Source organism: Streptomyces sp. ASQP_92 (assembly GCF_025399895.1).
Taxonomy (GTDB): Bacteria; Actinomycetota; Actinomycetes; order Streptomycetales; family Streptomycetaceae; genus Streptomyces.
Genome location: NZ_JAODUA010000001.1, coordinates 1143792 through 1162611 on the forward strand (window position 1 = coordinate 1143792; position 18820 = coordinate 1162611).

15 protein-coding genes and 1 tRNA gene are annotated in these 18820 nt (G+C 67.8%); 5 read left to right on the forward strand and 11 right to left on the reverse strand.

Translation table 11 applies throughout. The features are described from left to right. Positions 1-96: 96 nt before the first annotated feature. Both N4G70_RS05015 and N4G70_RS05020 read left to right on the forward strand, forming a co-directional pair. Positions 97-1488: an aminotransferase class V-fold PLP-dependent enzyme gene (locus N4G70_RS05015; protein WP_261711130.1), complete on the forward strand. Its 1392-nt coding sequence runs from the start codon at positions 97-99 to the stop codon at positions 1486-1488. Next, positions 1485-2891 carry a lysine N(6)-hydroxylase/L-ornithine N(5)-oxygenase family protein gene (locus N4G70_RS05020; protein ID WP_261711131.1) on the forward strand — a complete coding sequence of 469 codons (1407 nt, stop codon included), beginning with the start codon at positions 1485-1487 and terminating at the stop codon, positions 2889-2891. The genes N4G70_RS05015 and N4G70_RS05020 overlap by 4 nt, the downstream gene beginning before the upstream one ends. A gap of 22 nt (positions 2892-2913) precedes the next feature. Here the strand turns inward: N4G70_RS05020 and N4G70_RS05025 are convergent, their stop codons facing one another. After that, positions 2914-4743 carry a bifunctional UDP-sugar hydrolase/5'-nucleotidase gene (locus tag N4G70_RS05025; RefSeq protein ID WP_261711132.1) on the reverse strand — a complete coding sequence of 610 codons (1830 nt, stop codon included), beginning with the start codon at positions 4741-4743 and terminating at the stop codon, positions 2914-2916. Between the two features lie 223 nt (positions 4744-4966). Between N4G70_RS05025 and N4G70_RS05030 the strand changes: the two genes are divergently transcribed. After that, positions 4967-5656 carry an SIMPL domain-containing protein gene (locus tag N4G70_RS05030; RefSeq protein ID WP_261711133.1) on the forward strand — a complete coding sequence of 230 codons (690 nt, stop codon included), beginning with the start codon at positions 4967-4969 and terminating at the stop codon, positions 5654-5656. Positions 5657-5813: 157 nt separating this feature from the next. After that, the gene (gene pyk, locus N4G70_RS05035; protein ID WP_261711134.1) at positions 5814-7250 is read left to right on the forward strand and encodes a pyruvate kinase; all 1437 of its coding nucleotides are present in this window, start codon (positions 5814-5816) and stop codon (positions 7248-7250) included. A gap of 56 nt (positions 7251-7306) precedes the next feature. On the opposite strand, the gene N4G70_RS05040 is transcribed toward pyk, so the two are convergent. Further along, complete coding sequence (locus N4G70_RS05040; protein WP_261711135.1) at positions 7307-8095, reverse strand: helix-turn-helix domain-containing protein; 789 nt, start codon at positions 8093-8095, stop codon at positions 7307-7309. Positions 8096-8178: 83 nt separating this feature from the next. Continuing rightward, positions 8179-8261 (reverse strand) — tRNA-Leu (locus N4G70_RS05045). A gap of 94 nt (positions 8262-8355) precedes the next feature. Here N4G70_RS05045 and N4G70_RS05050 point away from each other — a divergent pair. Further along, complete coding sequence (locus N4G70_RS05050; RefSeq protein ID WP_120724383.1) at positions 8356-9009, forward strand: ANTAR domain-containing response regulator; 654 nt, start codon at positions 8356-8358, stop codon at positions 9007-9009. Between the two features lie 73 nt (positions 9010-9082). On the opposite strand, the gene N4G70_RS05055 is transcribed toward N4G70_RS05050, so the two are convergent. The 8 genes from N4G70_RS05055 to N4G70_RS05090 form a co-directional block, all read right to left on the reverse strand. Next, entirely contained in the window at positions 9083-9799 is a 717-nt protein-coding gene (locus N4G70_RS05055; RefSeq protein ID WP_261711136.1) for an ABC transporter ATP-binding protein, read from the reverse strand. Beyond that, positions 9796-10656 carry an ABC transporter ATP-binding protein gene (locus N4G70_RS05060; protein WP_388730545.1) on the reverse strand — a complete coding sequence of 287 codons (861 nt, stop codon included), beginning with the start codon at positions 10654-10656 and terminating at the stop codon, positions 9796-9798. The genes N4G70_RS05055 and N4G70_RS05060 overlap by 4 nt, the downstream gene beginning before the upstream one ends. Before the next feature lie 5 nt (positions 10657-10661). Next, on the reverse strand, positions 10662-12452 hold the full coding sequence (locus N4G70_RS05065; RefSeq protein ID WP_261711138.1) for a branched-chain amino acid ABC transporter permease: 1791 nt from the start codon (positions 12450-12452) through the stop codon (positions 10662-10664). Positions 12453-12457: 5 nt separating this feature from the next. Then, positions 12458-13387, reverse strand: a complete 930-nt coding sequence (locus tag N4G70_RS05070) for a branched-chain amino acid ABC transporter permease (protein ID WP_261711139.1) — start codon at positions 13385-13387, stop codon at positions 12458-12460. 95 nt (positions 13388-13482) lie between these two features. Then, a complete protein-coding gene (locus N4G70_RS05075; protein ID WP_261711383.1) occupies positions 13483-14697 on the reverse strand; it encodes a branched-chain amino acid ABC transporter substrate-binding protein in 1215 nt (404 codons plus the stop codon). Between the two features lie 410 nt (positions 14698-15107). Beyond that, positions 15108-15560, reverse strand: a complete 453-nt coding sequence (locus N4G70_RS05080; RefSeq protein WP_261711140.1) for a hypothetical protein — start codon at positions 15558-15560, stop codon at positions 15108-15110. A gap of 303 nt (positions 15561-15863) precedes the next feature. Then, on the reverse strand, positions 15864-16331 hold the full coding sequence (locus N4G70_RS05085) for a PaaI family thioesterase (RefSeq protein WP_261711141.1): 468 nt from the start codon (positions 16329-16331) through the stop codon (positions 15864-15866). 72 nt (positions 16332-16403) lie between these two features. After that, a complete protein-coding gene (locus tag N4G70_RS05090; protein ID WP_261711142.1) occupies positions 16404-18710 on the reverse strand; it encodes an FdhF/YdeP family oxidoreductase in 2307 nt (768 codons plus the stop codon). Positions 18711-18820 lie beyond the last annotated feature (110 nt).

Consider the following 18820-nt stretch of genomic DNA (forward strand, 5'->3'; position numbering starts at 1 on the left):
ACCACTTTCGGGTTGAGATCGTTGTGCACAGCGGCTTCACCGGCCCCCGCGGGACCACGCTGGTGAAGTCGCTGCCCGCACCCCCGAAGGAACCCCATGCACAGCCCGCCCCTCGCCGGAGGCACCGCAGGACCCGCCGCCCTGCGCCCCCTGCTCGACGTCGTACTCGACGCCCTCCACCACGGGGCGAAGACCCGGGGCGGCCCACTGCCCCCGGGCGGGCCCGAAGCCGTCGCCCAGCGCGTACGCGCCGCCGCCCCCACCATCCTCCCGGCCCACGGCACCGGCGCCGAAGAAGCCCTCGCCACCCTCGTGCGCACCCTCGCCGAAGGCGCCGCCGACCCCGCCGACCCCCACTGCGCCGCCCACCTCCACACCCCGCCCCTCGCCCTCGCGACCGCCGCCGACCTCGCCGCCGCGGCCCTCAACCCCTCCCTGGACTCCTGGGACCAGGCGCCGGCCGCCTCCACCCTCGAAGCCCTCGTCACCCAGACCATCGCCCACGAGATCTGGCCCCACGGCGACGCCCTCGTCACCACCGGCGGCACCGAGTCCAACCAGCTCGCCCTGCTCCTCGCCCGCGAACACCACAGCCGTATCCAGATCGTGTGCGGCGCCCACACCCACCACTCCATCCACCGCGCCGCCTGGCTCCTCGGCCTGCCCCAACCCGTCGTCGTCCCCGCCCCCACCGGCACCACCGACCTCACCGCCCTCGACGACACCCTCAGCCGGCTCCACCCCCACCCCCTCCTCGTCGTCGCCACCGCCGGCACCACCGACACCGGAGCCATCGACCCCCTGCCCGCCATCGCCGACCTGTGCGCCACCCACCGGGCCCCCCTCCACGTGGACGCCGCCTACGGCGGACCCCTGCTGTTCAGCGACCAACACCGCCACCAACTCGCAGGCATCGAACGCGCCCACACCGTCACCCTCGACCTGCACAAACTCGGCTGGCAGCCGGTAGCCGCCGGCCTCCTCGCCGTCGCCGACCCCCACCACCTGGCCCCCCTCACCCACACCGCCGACTACCTCAACGCCGACGACGACACCGACGCCGGCCTCCCCGACCTCCTCGGCCGCTCCCTGCGCACCACCCGCCGCCCCGACGCCCTCAAAATCGCCGTCACCCTGCGAGCCCTCGGCCGCGACGGCCTCGCCGACCTCATCGACCGCGTCCTCGACAGCGCCCGCGAACTGGCCCAACTCATCGACAAAGAACCCCAGTTGGAGCTCTATCGCCACCCCGACATCTCCACCGTCCTGTTCCGCCCCCGCGACGCCGACGACGACACCGTCGCCCACATCCGCCGCACCCTGCTCACCCACGGCACCGCCGTCCTCGGCCGCGCCCGCGCCGACGGCCGCCTCTGGCTCAAAGCCACCCTCCTCAACCCCCACCTCACCCCCCACGACCTGGGCACCCTCCTCGCCACCACCCTCAACGCCCGCACCCCACCCCCCACGGAAGGCACCCCCCAATGACGCCCACCACCGCCGAAGACCAACCCCACGACCTCGTCGGCATCGGCATCGGACCCTTCAACCTCTCCCTCGCCGCCCTCGCCCACGGCGTACCCGGCGGACTCGACACCGCCTTCTACGAACAACGCCCCGCCTTCCACTGGCACCCCGGCCTCCTCATCGAAGGCACCACCCTCCAAGTCCCCTTCCTCGCCGACCTCGTCACCCTCGCCGACCCCGCCAGCCCCTGGACCTTCCTCAACTACCTCAAACACCGCGAACGGCTCTTCCCGTTCTACTTCGCCGAAAAATTCCACATCCAGCGCACCGAATACGACGCCTACTGCCGCTGGGTCAGCGAAAACCTCACCGACCTCCACTTCTCCCACCAGGTCGACGCCGTCCGCTGGAACCCCGAACGCGCCCTGTTCGAGATCGACTTCACCCAGCTCGACCTCCACGGCGAAGCCGAAGCACTCGGCCGCTCCTACACCCGCCACCTCGCCATCGGCGTCGGCACCCAACCCCACATCCCCGAACCCCTCCAACCCCTCGCCGACGCCCCCGCCGTCCCCGTCATCCACTCCGCCGACTACCTCGACCACCGCCCCCGCCTGCTCGGCGCCGGCCACATCACCGTCATCGGCTCGGGCCAGTCCGGCGCCGAAGTCTTCCTCGACCTGCTACGCAACCGCCCCGCCGGCGCCGAGAAGATCACCTGGCTCACCCGCACCGAAGCCTTCGCCCCCATGGAGTACTCCAAGCTCGGCCTCGAACACTTCACCCCCGACTACACCCGCTACTTCCACGCCCTCACCGAACCCGTACGCGACCAGCTCCTGCCCCGCCAATGGCAACTCCACAAAGGCATCGACGCCGACACCATGGCCGCCATCCACGACGAGCTCTACCGCCGCACCCAGCACGGCGGCTGGCCCGACGTCACCCTCACCCCCGGCGTCCGCGTCCGCACCGCCGGCCGCGTCGCCACCACCAAAGTCGAACTCCACCTCGAACACACCCAGCAAGGCGTACGCGAACGCCTCACCACCGACGCCGTCGTCCTCGCCACCGGCTACCGCGAACGCCCACTCGGCCGCATGCTCGCCGGACTCGACCCCTACATGCGCTACGACAGCGCCCAACGCCCCCGCATCGACCGGGACTTCAAGCTCGTCCTCGACGCCTCCGTCACCGGCCACGTCTACGTCCAGAACGCCGAACAGCACACCCACGGCGTCGGCGCCCCCGACCTCGGCCTCGCCGCCTGGCGCAGCGCCACCATCCTCAACTCCCTCACCGGCAAAGAGCCCTACCCCCAGCCCGCGCGCACCGCCTTCACCACCTTCGGCCTGGACAAAAAAAACCAGGCCCACCCGGTCCGACAACCGGAGGGCCTGGTACCACTCGTCGAACAGCCATGAAGCCGCCCGAACGACGCCCGGATCAGAACACCGGCACACCGTTCTGCGTCAACTTCCAGTCCACGGAAGCGAACTCCGCCTGATCGATGACACCCTTCGCCTTCACCCACGCGATCATCGTGTTACGGATCTCGTCGGAATTCGCCCACACCTGCTTGGCGGTGGCCACCCCCGGGAAATTACCGCCCCCATTGGCCCGGTAATTGTTCACCGCCAGCACGAACTGCGCCTTGTCGTCCAACGGCTTCCCGTCGAACATCACCTTCGACACCCGCGAGCCGGCCGGCTTCGCGATGTCGATCTCATACGACACACCACTCACCACGTCGTAGTTGTAGTCCGGCGTACCGTTCGCGTTGGTGATCTTCGCCGGATCCACCGCACCCGTCGTCTGCACGTAGTAGTTCGCCGAGAACTCCAGATACGCCCGCACCTGAGCCCCCGTCACCAGGCGCGCCTCCAGCGTGTTCTCGTACACATACAGACCCGCCACATCCCGGATCGTCACCTTCCCCGCCGGAATCACCGCCGACCGGGAAAAACACGCCGCCTGCGACAACACCGGCAACGCGGCATACTCCGACGACGCCAGCGCCGCCTTCACCGTCTCCGTCTGAATACGGTTGATCAGATCGATGATCGGCACATCCTTGTACGGAGCCTCCGTCGACCGCATCTCCGCCGCGTTCGTCCCCACCACCTGGTTCACATACGCCACGACCTTGTCGTGCTCCGCCTTCACCAGACGACGCACCACCGGATCCTCGGCCACCGCGTTCGCGTTCCGCACCTCGGCCGTCACCGACACCACCTGCCAACGGCCCCGCACGAACTCCAGCGCGAAATCGAAGACACTCAGCCGCATCCCCCACATATACGGCTCCGACAGCACCACGGACTTACCGGTCTCCTTGTTGACCACCGTCCGCGACGCCACCTCCTTATGCGTGTGACCCACCAGAATCGCGTCGATCCCCGGCACCTGCTCCGCCACCAACGACGACGCGTTCTCCGGATACGGCAGCGCGTCCCCGTACGACGTACCCCCGTCAAGACCCGAATGATCCGTACAGATCACCACATCACAACCCAGCGCCCGCAACTTCGGCACATAGATCCTGGCCTGCTCCACCAGACCCGGGAACGTCATCCTCCCCTGCACATGGGCCTTGTCCCAGATCGCGATCCCCGGATTGGTCAGACCCAGGATCCCCACCTTCACATCCGGACCGTGCGGCACCCTCAACCGCCGCACCGCATACGGAGGAAACGCCGGCTTCAACGTCTTCGCGTCCAGCGCGTTCGCCCCCAGCAGCGGAAAGTCCAACTGCTCCTGGAACGCCCGCAGCGTCGGTATCCCGTAATTGAACTCGTGATTGCCCAGCGCCGCCGCGTCATACCGCATGTGGTTCATCGCCAGCGCCATCGGATGCTCCGGGCCCCGCTTACCACCCGACCCCGTGATCGGCTCCACCCGCGCGTAGTAGTACGACAGCTGAGTGCCCTGGATGATGTCACCCGCGTCGATCAACAACGTGTTGTGACGGCCCTTCTCCTTACGGACCTCATCCACCAACGTCGAGATCTTCGCCAGACCCACGTCGTTGTGCGCCGCGTCGTCGTACTCCTTGTCCGTGAAGTAGTCCCAGTTGAAGACATGACCATGCAGATCGGTCGTCCCCATCACCGAGAACGCGTACCGCTTCGGCGGGCGCCCCTGTCCGTGATCGTGCCCATGGCCCAGGTCCTCACGGCCCTCGGCGGCGGCGGGCGACGCCACACCCCCGGCCACGGCAACACCGGCACCGGCGGCGGCCGTAGTGCCCAGGAACGTCCTGCGGTTCAGCGGCATGCTCTCTCCCTGAAGTCGTATGACGCGCGTAGAAGTTGAGCGGACGGCGACGCGCGTAGACCCACGGATTCTGACGCACAACCCACCACCGCGACACCCCCAACAGGTTGCGATCCGATGACCGGCACCCGACACATCCCACCGAGAACCCGCCCCCAGCACCCCCCCACCCAACCCCGCCACAACCCCCGGCCAACCACCCCACCGATGCCACAGTGGAACCATGACCGACACCCAGCCCTACGGAACCCCCGACCAACCACGCCTCGCCGTCCACGGCGAAGCCCACCTCGACGTCGACCCCGAAATCGCCGGCCTCACCATCACCATCACCACCCGAGGCCCCGACCGCCGCACCACCCTCGACGACCTCACCCGCCGCAACACCCATGCCCTCGACCTCATCAAGAGCTACGGCGACACCATCGAAAAACTCGAAACCAGCGCCTTCACCCTCACCCCCGAACTCACCCGCCACGGCCGCGGCGAACGCGTCCGCACCTACCACGGCACCGTCCACATCACCACCGAACTCACCGACTTCACCACCCTCGGCGAACTCACCACCCGCCTCGCCGAACTCGAACTCACCCGCGTCGACGGCCCCTGGTGGTCCCTGCGCCACGACTCACCCGCCCACAGCGCAGTACGCCGACAAGCCGTCCACCAAGCCCTCACCCGCGCCCGCGAATACGCCGACGCCCTCGGCACCACCCTCGCCGCCCTCGTCGAACTCTCCGACCCCGGCGCCGACCACCCGGGCCCCGGCTACGGCGCCCCCGGCGGCGCCATGGCCTTCCGCAGCCGCGGCGCCACCCCCGAACCCGCCCCCGCCCTCGACCTCGAACCCCAACGCCAAACCGTCCACGCCCGCGTCAACGCCCGCTTCATCATGACCCCACCACGCCTCTGACACCGCCCCCACCACCACCCGCGCCGGGCGCCCCACACCGCTCATCGGAGCGCCCCCGCGCACACTTCAAAACTTGTCAACCACCGCACGGGCAACGGACGTTGAGCAGTCACCCAGGATCAAACGTCTACCCACCGGTAAGCCCTAGGCTCGAACCATGCGCCGAGCCAAAATCGTCTGCACCCTGGGCCCCGCCACCGACACATACGACCAGATCAAAGCCCTCATCGAAGCCGGCATGGACGTAGCCCGCTTCAACCTCAGCCACGGCACCTACGCCGAACACGAACAGCGCTACCACCACGTCCGCAACGCGGCCGAGGAAACCGGCCACAACGTCGGCATCCTCGCCGACCTACATGGCCCGAAGATCCGCCTCGACCGCTTCCACGAAGGCCCCGTACTCCTTGAACGCGGCGACACCTTCACCATCACCACCGAACCGCACACCCCCGGCGACCGCCACCTCTGCGGCACCACCTACGGCGGCCTCGCCACCGACGTCACCACCGGCGAACGCATCCTCATCGACGACGGCAAAGTCGCCCTCCAAGTCACCGGCGTCGACGGCCCCCGCGTCACCACCCTCGTCATCGAAGGAGGCATGGTCTCCGACCACAAAGGCCTCAACCTCCCCGGCGTCGCCGTCTCCGTCCCCGCCCTCTCCGACAAAGACCAGGAAGACCTCCGCTGGGCCCTGCGCACCGGCGCCGACATCATCGCCCTCTCCTTCGTCCGCAGCGGCCGCGACATCCAAGACGTCCACCGCATCATGGACGAAGAAGGCCACCGCCTCCCCGTCATCGCCAAAATCGAAAAACCACAAGCCGTCGACAACATCGACGACATCGTCGCCGCCTTCGACGGCATCATGATCGCCCGCGGCGACCTCGGCGTCGAAATGCCCCTCGAACAAGTCCCCATCGTGCAAAAGCGCGCCATCAAACTGGCCAAACGCAACGCCAAACCCGTCATCGTCGCCACCCAAATGCTCGACTCGATGATCGACAACTCCCGCCCCACCAGGGCCGAAGCCAGCGACGTCGCCAACGCGGTGATCGACGGTACCGACGCGGTGATGCTCTCCGGCGAGACCAGCGTCGGCAAATACCCCATCGAAACCGTCAAGACGATGGGCCGCATCGTCGAGGCAGCGGAAGAAGACGTCCTCGCCAAGGGCCTGCCCCCACTGACCGACCGCAACAAACCCCGCACCCAAGGCGGCGCCGTCGCCCGAGCCGCCGCCGAAATGGGCGACTTCCTCGGCGCCAAATTCCTCGTCGCCTTCACCCAATCCGGCGACACCGTCAAACGGCTCTCCCGCTACCGCTCCCCGATCCCCCTCCTCGCCTTCACCCCCGTACCGGCCACCCGCTCCCAACTCAACCTCACCTGGGGCGTCGAGACCTTCCTCGGCCCCCACGTCGAATCCACCGACGAGATGGTGGCGCAGGTCGACGAGATGCTCCTGAAGGTCGGCCGCTGCCAGAAGGGCGACGTGGTCGTCATCACGGCGGGCTCCCCACCGGGAGTGGCCGGCTCGACCAACCTCGTCCGCGTCCACCACATCGGCGAGGACGACAGCCCCAAGTAACCCTGGGCCCCGGCCCCTTGCCCCACCCCTCGCAGGGGGCCCCGCCGGTCCTTCGGTCAGTACTTGGGGCCTATGTGCTGGTCCATGAGGGCGACGGATGCCTTGCGGGCGACGGATATGTTGAACGGGTCGCTGCCGCGCGCGAGGGTGGTCCACTGGACGCCCACAGAGGTGAGGGCATCACCACACAGCTTGCGGATGTCGTCCGACTTGTTCGTGAAGAAGTACCGGGGGTATTCGTAGCGCTTGCGCACCCCGCCGACGACCTTCTCCGTCCAGTTCGTGATGCGGCAGCCGTCGGAGTGGATGAGACCGCGTACGAACTCCCAGGGGTGCGCCTCGACGACGTCCTGCTGCCAGGGTTCGAGGACGATGGGACGGTCGTGCTTCTTGCCGGGTCCGTGCTGGGGAAACAGGCAGTGCAGGTGCTTCGAGTAGACCTTGATGTTGTGGCAGCCGACCTTGCGAACTCGGCACGTGGCGTTGTCGGGGAAGACCGCGCGCATCGAGGCCTCGGCTTCGTTCTGGATACCGGGCCAGGCATCATCGAGCGTGATCATGAGATTCGGCACCCGGTGTGCCGAGTAATGGCTGATGTGACCGTCGCCTAGGTAGAGGCCCAGCAGGTATGCATACGCCGCGAAGTCCAAAGGGCGCCCATCGCAGCGGGGACACTTCGGATCATGGGAGCCTGGGCATTGGCCTCGTTTGGAGCGGTCAATGTGGAGCCAGTACGAGACGGTGCCGAGCGGCACGTTCAACTGGCGCGCCACATCCGCGTTCCTCTTCCCGTCCCGCAGCAGCGTGAGCGCCTTCTGTCGCACCTCTGTGCCGTGAAAGTTCATGCGGCAACTCTGCGTGACGGATCGTCGCTCCGCGTAGCAAAAAGCGGAGATCCACGCGAACGTGAACCTCCGCTTAGAGGGTGTGCCGGGTGCGGGATTCGAACCCGCATGCCCTTTCGGACAGATGTGTTTGAGACATCCGCGTATGCCGTTCCGCCAACCCGGCAAGGCTGCTGGTGGGAGTGTACCCGCTCACGCGCGGCGCCAGCAGCTAGGTACCCTTCTGGGGAGCAGTATCTGCCCCGCACCGAGGAGCCCCCGTGACCGCCCCCGAGTCGCCCCAGCCCACCGCAGACGACGACGCGTCGCACGTCCCCCCGCTGACGACCCGTGTCGTCATCGCCGAGGACGAGGCCCTCATCCGCCTCGATCTCAAAGAGATGCTCGAAGAAGAGGGCTACGCGGTCGTGGGCGAGGCCGGTGACGGGCAGAAGGCCGTCGAGCTGGCCCGTGAGCACCGGCCGGACCTGGTGATCCTGGACGTGAAGATGCCCGTCCTGGACGGGATCTCGGCGGCGGAGTTGATCGCGAAGGAGTCGATCGCCCCCGTGCTGATGCTGACCGCGTTCAGTCAGCGGGATCTGGTGGAGCGGGCGCGGGACGCCGGTGCGATGGCCTACCTCGTCAAGCCGTTCTCGAAGAGTGATGTGGTGCCGGCGATCGAGATGGCGGTGTCGCGGTTCACGGAGTTGAAGGCGCTGGAGCGGGAGGTCGCGGACCTTTCGCAGCGTTTGGAGACGCGGAAGTTGGTGGATCGCGCGAAGTCGGTGTTGCAGACGCAGTATGGGTTGTCGGAGCCGGCGGCGTTCCGGTGGATTCAGAAGACGTCGATGGATCGGCGGATGTCGATGCAGCAGGTGGCTGAGGCGGTTATTGAGGACGCTGAGGAGAAGAAGGCGGCTAAGGGGGAGTAGTTCTCTGGAGGTCGTACGAGAGTGGCCCGTACCCGGGGTTCCGGGTGCGGGCCACTTTTGTATGGCGGGGGGTTCAGTCTTCGCCGAGGTAGGCCTTGCGGACGGAGTCGTCATGGAGGAGGTCTTGTCCGGTTCCGGAGAGGACGATTTTGCCGATTTCCATGACGTGGGCGTGGTCGGCGAGGGAGAGCGCGGCTTGGGCGTTCTGTTCGACGAGGAGGATGGTGGTGCCTTGGGCTTTGAGTTCGCTGATGGTGGCCATGATTTTCTGCATCATGATGGGGGAGAGGCCCATGGAGGGTTCGTCCAGCATCAGCAGTTTTGGTTGGGACATCAGTGCGCGGCCCATGGCGAGCATTTGTTGTTCGCCGCCGGAGAGGGTGCCGGCGGCTTGTTTGCGGCGTTCCCCGAGGATGGGGAAGAGGTCGTAGGCGCGTTGGATGTCTTTTTCGATGCCTGTTTTGTCGTCGCGGAGGTAGGCGCCGAGGCGGAGGTTGTCCTCGATGGTCATGCGGGGGAAGATGTGGCGGCCTTCGGGGGAGTGGGCCATTCCGAGGGCGACGATTTTGTGTGCGGGGACGTTTTTGAGGGGTTTGCCGTCGAAGGTGATGGTTCCGGCGAGGGGTTCGAGGAGGCCGGAGAGGGTGCGCAGGGTGGTGGTTTTTCCGGCGCCGTTGGTGCCGATGAGGGTGACGACTTGTCCTGCTTCGACGCTGAAGGAGATGCCTTTGACGGCTTCGATTTTGCCGTAGGCGACCCGGAGGTCCTCGACTTCGAGGAGTGCGGTCACGGGGTGTCTCCTTCGGTGCTGGTGGTGCTCTGCGCCGTTTCGGCGGCTTCTACTTCGGCGAGTTCCTCTTCTCCGGGTGCGCCTTCGAAGGGGGTGCCGAGGTAGGCGGCGATGACGCGTTCGTCTGCTTGGACGATGTCGGGGGTGCCTTCGACGAGTTTTTCGCCTTGGACGAGGACGGAGACGCGGTCGCAGAGGTTCATGATGAAGCGCATGTCGTGCTCGATGACGAGGACGGCGATGCCTTGGTCGCGGATGGCGAAGATGAGTTCTTCGGCGGCGCGGGTTTCTTGGGGGTTCATGCCTGCGGTGGGCTCGTCGAGGAGGAGGAGTCCGGGTTCGCTGGCGAGTGCGCGGGCGATTTCGAGCTTGCGTTGTTCGCCGTAGGGGAGGTTGCGGGAGAGGTGGTCCGCTTTTGCGGCGAGGCCGGTGAACTCGAGGAGTTCCATGGCTCGTTCGCGGGATGCGTTTTCTGCTTTTTTGAATCCGGGGAGGCGCAGGAGTGCGGACCAGAGGCCTTCTTTGGTGCGGGTGTGGCGGCCGACGAGGACGTTTTCCAGGACGGTCATGTTGGGGAAGAGGCGGATGTTCTGGAAGGTGCGGGCGACGCCGGCTTGGGTGACGAGGTGGGGTTTGGGGGGAAGGACGGTGTCCTTGTAGGTCACTTTTCCTTCGGTGGGGACGTACAGGCCGGTGAGGCAGTTGAAGAAGGTGGTTTTGCCTGCGCCGTTGGGTCCGATGAGGCCGACGATTTCGCCGCTGTTGACGGTGAGGTCGACGTTGCGTACGGCGGTGAGGCCGCCGAAGCGCATGGTGACGCCGCTGGCGTGGAGGACGGTGTTGGTCGTGGTGGTCATGCTGGTCACGCCCCCGCCTTGGTGACGCCGACGGGTGTGTCGGTGAGGCTTGTTTCGGGTGTGTCGAGTTGGCCGGTTTCGTGGAATTCGAGCTTTTTCCTGCGGTCGGCGATGATGCCTTCGGGGCGCAGGCGCATGAGGACGATGAGGGCTATTCCGAAGAGGAGCAGCTGGTAGTCCTGCATGAATTGGAGTTTGGCCGGGATGAGGTAGAGCAGGGATGCGCCGATGAGGGGTCCGCTCATGGTTCCCATGCCGCCGAGGATGACGGCGGCGAGGAGGAAGGCGGAGTTGGGGGGTACGGAGCCGGCGAATTGGTACTGCTCGGGGGTGACGGTGCTGGTGAGGTGGCCTTGTACGGTGCCGGCGAGTCCGGCGAGGGTGGCGCCGAGTGCGAAGGCGATGAGTTTGACGCGGAAGCCGTTGATGCCCATGGCGGTGGCGGCGGTTTCGTCTTCGCGGATGGCGACCCAGGCGCGGCCGATGCGGGAGTCGGCGCTGCGTCGGAAGACGGTGACGACGATGAGGGTGATGACGAGCATCAGCAGGTAGTAGTTGCCGGGTTTGCCGAGGGTGAAGCCGGCGACGTCGTGGCTGGTGCCGAGGTCGTATCCGAAGATGGTGATGTCGGGGATGGCGGGGATGCCTCGGGAGCCGTTGGTGACGTTGGGTCCGCTGTTCCCGTTGAGGTTGTTCATGGTGATGCGGAAGATTTCGCCGAAGCCGAGGGTGACGATGGCGAGGTAGTCGCCGCGTAGGCGCAGGGTGGGGGCGCCGATGAGGACGCCGAAGATGAGGGATGCGCCGGCGCCGACGAGGATGGCGGCCCAGAAGGGGAAGTGGACGCCGAGGCTGGATTGGCTTGCGCCGGAGACGAGGGCTGCGGCGTAGGCGCCGACGCCGAGGAAGGCGACGTAGCCGAGGTCGAGGAGGCCGGCGAGGCCGACGACGACGTTGAGGCCGAGGGCGACGGTGGCGAAGATGAGGATGTTGGCGCCGATGAGGGCGTATTCGTCGCTGGATTGTGTGAAGGGGAAGCAGATCGCGGCGACGAAGGCGGCGCTGAGGGTGACGGTGCGGTGTTGTGCGGTGAGTGCGGAGAGGCGGGCGATGAGGCCTGCTTGGGTGAGGGCGGCGAACGTGAACGCGGCGGTGATGAGGAAGCCGATGAACAGTTCGGTGTATTCGGTGTCGATGCCGTAGGCGAAGGCGTAGAGGCCGATGGCGAAGGCGGCGACGATGATGAGGATGCCGGCCCAGTCGGGGAGGGGTTGGGCGGGGCGGGGGCTGGGGGCGGCGAGGGTGTGGCGCAGGCGTTGCCAGGGGTTGTCGCCGGTGGTGTCGGTGCCGGGTGTGTCGCCGGGGAGGGCGAAGGCGCCGATGGTGGTGATGAGGGCGCCGGTGCCGGTGATCCAGGCGCCGGGTTCGAGGTTGACGACGCCGCCGAGTTCTTGGGAGATGGCGCCGAGGGTGTAGCCGGTGGTGCCGAGGGTGGCGAGGGCGAGGAGGCGGAGGGGGGCGTGGGCGGCGGCGGGGGTGAGCCAGCGCAGTCCTGGGATGCCGTAGGTGGAGAGGGCGAAGAGGAGGGTGAGGGCTGCGGTGGTGAGGGTGAGGAGTTGGAGGCCGCCGGGGTAGCCGTCGACGGTGAGGTCGCCGGGGAAGTCGCTGGTCCAGGTCCATGCCAGGAAGGTGCCGATGAGGGCGATGGCGGCGCCGGCGGTGGTGGTGTGCCGGGCGAGGGTGGTGGGCAGCGGGATGAGGGGGGTGGCGCTGTCGGTGTGGGTGGTGTTGGTCATGGTGTTCACGCCCTGTCCGCGACGCGTTCGCCGAGCAGGCCTTGGGGTCGTACGAGGAGGACGACGATGAGGAGCACGAAGGCCCATACGTCCTTCCAGGCGCCGCCGCCGAAGAGTTCCATGCTGGGGATGTTGCCGATGTAGCCGACGGCGAGGGATTCGGCGAGGCCGAGGACGATGCCGCCGAGCATGGCTCCGTAGATGTTGCCGATGCCGCCGAGTACGGCTGCGGTGAAGGCTTTGAGGCCCATGATGAAGCCCATGCGGAAGCCGACTTGGCCGTTGTGGAGGCCGTAGCCGACGGCTGCGACGGCTGCGAACGCGGCGCCGATGGCGAAGGCCATGACGATGATGCGGTCGGTGTTGATGCCCATGAGTTTGGCGGTGTCGGGGTCTTGGGCGGTGGCTTGCATGCCGCGGCCGGTGCGGGTTTTGGTGACGTAGAACCCGAGGGCGATCATGCAGACGGGGGCGGCGATGAGGATGAAGAGGTCGCCGCGTTGGATGTTGGCGCCGAGGAAGTGGAAGGGGCCGCCGTCGAACTGGGGGAAGGAGCGGTCCTTCTTGGCGTCGGGGTACCACTTCCAGACGGCTTGCTGGAGTGCGAGGGAGAGGCCGATCGCGGTGATGAGGGGGGCCAGGCGGGGCGCGTTGCGCAGGGGCCGGTAGGCGAAGCGTTCGGCCGCGGTGGCGACGATGACGGAGATGACGACTCCGCCGATGATCATGAGGGGGATGGCGGCGAGGAGGGAGAATCCTGCCGGGAGTGCGAGGAAGACGGTGAGAGCCCCGAAGCCCCCGACCATGAATATCTCGCCGTGGGCGAAGTTGATGAGCTGGACAATGCCGTAGACCATCGTGTAGCCGATCGCGATCAGTCCGTACATCGCGCCGAGGATGAGTCCATTGGCCAGCTGTTGCGGCAGTTCGTGCACCGCGGGGCCTCCGTGAAGTGATCGGATATGGCGCCGCGCGGGAGCGCTGGTGGCGCTCCCGCGCGGCTTTTTTGTGCGTGGGCGGGATGCGCCGGTTACGGCTTGTAGGCCTCGCTGAGCTCGGGCTTCCAGGCGCCGTCGGTGACCTTGTAGGCGGTCATCATGGTGTTGGTGGTGTCGCCGTACTGGTCGTAGGAGACGGGGCCGGTGACGCCGTCGAACTTGACCTTGCCGACGGCGTCGAGGACCTTGGCGCGCAGGTCGCTGGTGGGGAGCTTGCCGTCGTTGGCGGCGACGACTGCCTTGACGGCCTCGATGATCGACCAGGCGGCGTCGTAGGTGCCGCCCCCGTAGGCCTCGTAGGCGTCCTTGAATCCGGCGGCCTTGTAGTTGGCGATGAAGTTCTTGGCGGAGTCGAGCTGCTCGACGGGCTTGCCGACGGAGGTGGCGAGGTCGCCGGCGGCCTTCTTGTTGAGCTTGATGAAGTCGGCGCTGTAGATGCCGTCGCCGCCCATGAGCGGGATGTTGGTGCCGCTGTCCTTGAGCTGCTGGCTCAGGGGGCCGGCGGCGGGGTATTCGCCGCCGTAGTAGAGGGCCTTGGCTCCGGTGTTCTTCACCTTGGCGACGATGGCGTTGAAGTCGCGGTCGTCGGGGTTGATGTGGTCGGAGCCGACGATCTTGCCGCCGAGCTTGGTGAAGGTGTCCTTGAAGGACGCGGCGAGGCCGGCGCCGTAGGTCTTCTGGTCGTCGATGAGGTAGACCGAGTCGAGCTTGGCGGTGTTGAACAGGTACTTGGCGGCGAAGGCGCCCTGGACCTGGTCGGTGGTGGCGGTGCGGAAGAAGGTCTTGTAGGGGCGCTTCTTCTCGCCGGATTTCCAGCCGTCGCCCTGGGTGAGTTCGGTGCCCGTGTTGGAGGGGGATATCTGGGCGAGGCCGGCGTCGTTGAGGGGTTTCTGCATGGACTGCGAGACGCTGGAGTTCAGGGGTCCGACGACGCCTACGACGCTCTTGTCGCCGATGAACTTGGTGGCGTTCTGCTGGCCGACGGAGGGCTGGGCCTGGTCGTCGAGCGGCTGGGTCTTGAACTCGACGCCGGGGACGAGGTTCTGCTTGTTCGCCGTCTGGGCGGCGAGGTCGGCGGAGTTCTTGATGCCGAGGCCGAGGGCGGACAGGTCACCCGTGAGGGGTGCGTCGACGCCTATGACGACGGTCTGCTTCTTGCCGCTGCTGTCGTCGCCGCCTTTGTCGCGCGAGCCGCAGGCGGTGAGTGTGAGTGCGCCTGTGGTGAGCACTGTGGTGAGGATGAGCAAGGAACGGTGTCGCACGATGGGTCCTTTCCCTGGCGCGGCCTCCTCGTGGCGAGGTGCCGTGTCGGTCGCCGGGCCGTACTGGGTGGTAAGGGCCGTGCAGTAGTCGCACCCGGCGGCGCGGTGACTGGCCGTGACTCTAAGCGCAGCTGAGGGGGGTGGGGAGCGGCCGGGACAGGATGTGACTTTCTTGTTATGCCAAGGCCAAACCTTGATGGCACAGGGCGGACAATTTGTACATTTCGGGGCGTGGGGATTTCTCGCATGATGAGAACGCCCAGTTCCGCTAAGGGGCTTGAGGGGATCATGGTGCTGACAGGCCACCCTGCGTCCGGAACCCGGTCGGTGGCCGGGCGGGTGTGCTCCGGTGGCCGGTTCTCGATCTTGACCCCCGCCATGATCGTTACGCTGTGTTACGGCGAGCCGGATGGCTGGGGCTGCTTCGTCTGCGCCCAAGGGTCGGTCGTCGGCGTCCCGTTGCGATAGCGCTCCTCACAACCCTGCCGCGCCTCCTGCTCGATGACGCGGTCGCCGGCCGCCGCTCCGTGGGCCGCGCGCTCCTTGCGTGCCGCGGCCAGCGCGGTCAGAAGGATCGCGTTCTGCCCGTCGGACAGGCCCTTCTCCTGATAGTCCAGACCCGAGCCCTGCCCCTGGTCCAGCTCCTGCTCCGCCCAGTACGTGACCAGATGGACGCACAGCTCCGCCGGTGAAGTGACATGCGGTGAGGGCGAGTTGGCGACCGTGACGGTCGTCGAAGGGGTGCTGTGCGAGGAAGGCCCGGTGGTCGAGCAGCCCGCCAGGGCGGCCGAGGCGGCGAGCGCGCCCAGCAGTGTCCACCGTGCCCGGGGCCGCGCTCGGGGTGTCATGACACGACGTTAGAGCCCGGCCGGGGAGGTGACAATGGCCGGTGAGTCCTCGACTCACCGGCCGTCATCGACTCAACTCACCCCGTACGTACCGGAGTTGGGCGCTCCGTGCGGGATGGGCGCTACGGTGCCGCATCGCGGCGGGTGATCCCGTGCCGCGTGCGCGCGTGCGCGCGTGCGCGCGTGATCCGGGGCCACCTCGCGCGGATGATCCGGTGCCGCGCCGAACCGTACGGTGCCGCGCGCCGGACGGTGCGGTGCCGCGCTCATCGGTACGGTGCCGCGCCCGGCTGTCGCGGGTTCTCAGCCTGCGAGGCCCTGCGCGTCGCGCAGCAGGCAGGTCAGCCGGGCCGTGCAGACCCGCTTGTCCTGCTCGTCGGTGATGACGATCTCGTACGTCGCCGTGGAGCGCCCCCGGTGCACGGGGGTGGCGACACCGGTGACCAGGCCGCTGCGCACACCCCGGTGGTGGGTGCAGTTCAGATCGACTCCGACAGCGATCTTGGTGCTGCCGCCGTGCAGCATCGAACCGACCGAGCCGAGCGTCTCGGCGAGCACCGCCGAGGCGCCACCGTGCAGCAGCCCGTACGGCTGGGTGTTGCCCTCGACGGGCATGGTGCCCACGACCTTGTCCGCCGAGGCCTCGATGATCTGCACGCCCATGCGGGTGCCCAGGTGCCCGGCGGAGAACATGGCGGGCAGATCGACGCCGAGGGCCGCGTACTCATCCAGGACTTCCTGCGGAAACTTCACGCTGTGCTGCTCGCCCATGGGCTCCGGCTCCGTTCATCTGCGCTCACGACTCTGTGTCCGCACCGTCATACCAGATGCCTGAGCAAACGCTTAGGGCTCAGCTCTCATTCCCGGGCCCGCCTCCTGCCGCGTGCTCTCGAAGCGGACCACCACCGACTTGCTGGCCGGGGTGTTGCTGACGTCGGCCGTGGCGCCCAGCGGCACCAGGACGTTGGTCTCCGGGTAGTACGCGGCGGCGCAGCCGCGCGCCGTCGGGTAGTGCACGACGCGGAAGCCCGGCGCGCGCCGCTCCACCCCGTCCTTCCACTCGCTGACGAGATCGGTGTACGAGCCGTCGGCCAGGCCGAGTCGGCGGGCGTCCTCCGGGTTGACCAGGACGACGCGGCGCCCGCCCTTGATGCCGCGGTAGCGGTCGTCGAGGCCGTAGATGGTGGTGTTGTACTGGTCGTGCGAGCGCAGCGTCTGAAGCAGCAGCCGGCCCTCGGGGAGCTCGGGGGCCTCCACGGGGGCGGCCGTGAAGTTGGCCTTCCCGGTGGCGGTGGGGAAGCGGCGTTCGTCGCGCGGGGCGTGGGCGAGCTGGAAGCCGCCGGGGTGCGCGACCTTCGCGTTGAAGTCGTCGAAGCCGGGCACCACGCGTGCGATGCGGTCGCGGATCGTGGCGTAGTCCTTCTCGAACTCGGCCCAGTCCACCAGGGACTTGGCGCCCAGGGTGGCCCGAGCCATGCGCGCGACGATGGCCGGCTCGGACAGCAGATGGCGGCTCGCGGGCGCCAGGTTGCCGCGGGAGGCGTGCACCATCCCCATGGAGTCCTCGACCGTCACGAACTGGCGGCCGCTGTGCTGCACGTCCTTGTCGGTGCGGCCCAGGGTGGGCAGGATCAACGCGCGCCGCCCGGTGACCGCGTGGGAGCGGTTGAGCTTGGTGGAGACGTGCACGGTGAGCGAGGCGCGGCGCATCGCGGCCTCGGTGACCTCCGTGTCGGGGGTGGCGGCCACGAAGTTGCCGCCCATCGCGAAGAACACCTTGGCCCGCCCGTCGCGCAGCGCCTCGATGGAGCGCACGACGTCATAGCCGTGGTGGCGGGGCGGGGCGAAGCCGAACTCCTTCTCCAGCGCGTCGAGGAAGGCGGGCGCCGGGCGTTCGAAGATGCCCATGGTGCGGTCGCCCTGCACGTTGGAGTGGCCGCGCACGGGGCAGACCCCGGCGCCGGTGCGGCCGATGTTGCCGCGCAGCAGAAGGAAGTTGACGACTTCGCGAATGGTCGGCACGGAGTGCTTGTGCTGGGTCAGGCCCATGGCCCAGCACACGATGGTGCGCTGGGAGGCGAGCACCATCGCCAATGCCTTCTCGATCTCGGCGCGGGTCAGGCCGGTCGCGGCGAGGGTGCTGTCCCAGTCGGCCTCCAGGGCCGCGGCCCTGAACTCCTCGTACCCATGGGTGTGTTCGCGCACGAACAGCTCGTCGACGGCGCCCTCGGTCTCGACGATCAGCTTGTTGAGCAGGCGGAAGAGGGCCTGGTCGCCGCCGATGCGGATCTGGAGGAACAGGTCGGTGAGGGCGGCGCCCTTGATCATGCCCTGGGGTGTCTGCGGGTTCTTGAACTTCTCCAGGCCCGCCTCCGGCAGCGGATTCACCGAGATGATCTTCGCTCCGGCGGACTTGGCCTTCTCCAGGGCGGACAGCATCCGGGGGTGGTTGGTGCCCGGGTTCTGCCCGGCGACCACGATCAGATCGGCCTGGTGGAGGTCCTCCAGCGAGACGCTGCCCTTGCCGACGCCCAGGGTCTCGGTGAGCGCCGACCCCGACGACTCGTGGCACATGTTGGAGCAGTCCGGCAGGTTGTTGGTGCCGAACTCGCGCGCGAAGAGCTGGAGCAGGAACGCCGCCTCGTTGCTGGTGCGCCCCGAGGTGTAGAAGAGGGCCTCGTCGGGGGAGTCGAGCGCGTTGAGCTCCTCCGCGATGATCGCGAACGCCCGCTCCCAGGTGATCGCCTCGTACCGGTCCGCGCCCGGCGGCAGATACATGGGGTGGGTGATGCGGCCCTGCTGGCCCAGCCAGTACCCGCTGCGGGCGGCGAGGTCGGCGAGCGGGTGCGCGGCGAAGAAGTCGGGCGTGACCCGGCGCAGCGTCGCCTCCTCGGCGACGGCCTTCGCGCCGTTCTCGCAGAACTCAGCGGTGTGCCGCTTGTCGCCCTCGGGCCAGGCGCAGCCCGGACAGTCGAAGCCGTCCTTCTGGTTGACCTTGAGCAGCGTCCGCGCGGTGCGGCGCAGGCCCATCTGCTGCTGGGCCATCAGCAGCGTGTGACCGATGGCGGGGAGGCCGGCGGCGGCGTGCTGGGGCGCCTCGACCTGCGGCGCGTCCTGAACCGGATCACCTGCGGGCGGCTTGGTGGCCATGCGCTGCTCCCCTTCGAGCGAACACGAGATGCGTACGTCTTCGATCCTGTCACGCCCCACCGACAGCCGTGCGGCCCAGGCTCCGGCCGCGGGCCGGCGCGGGGCGCAGC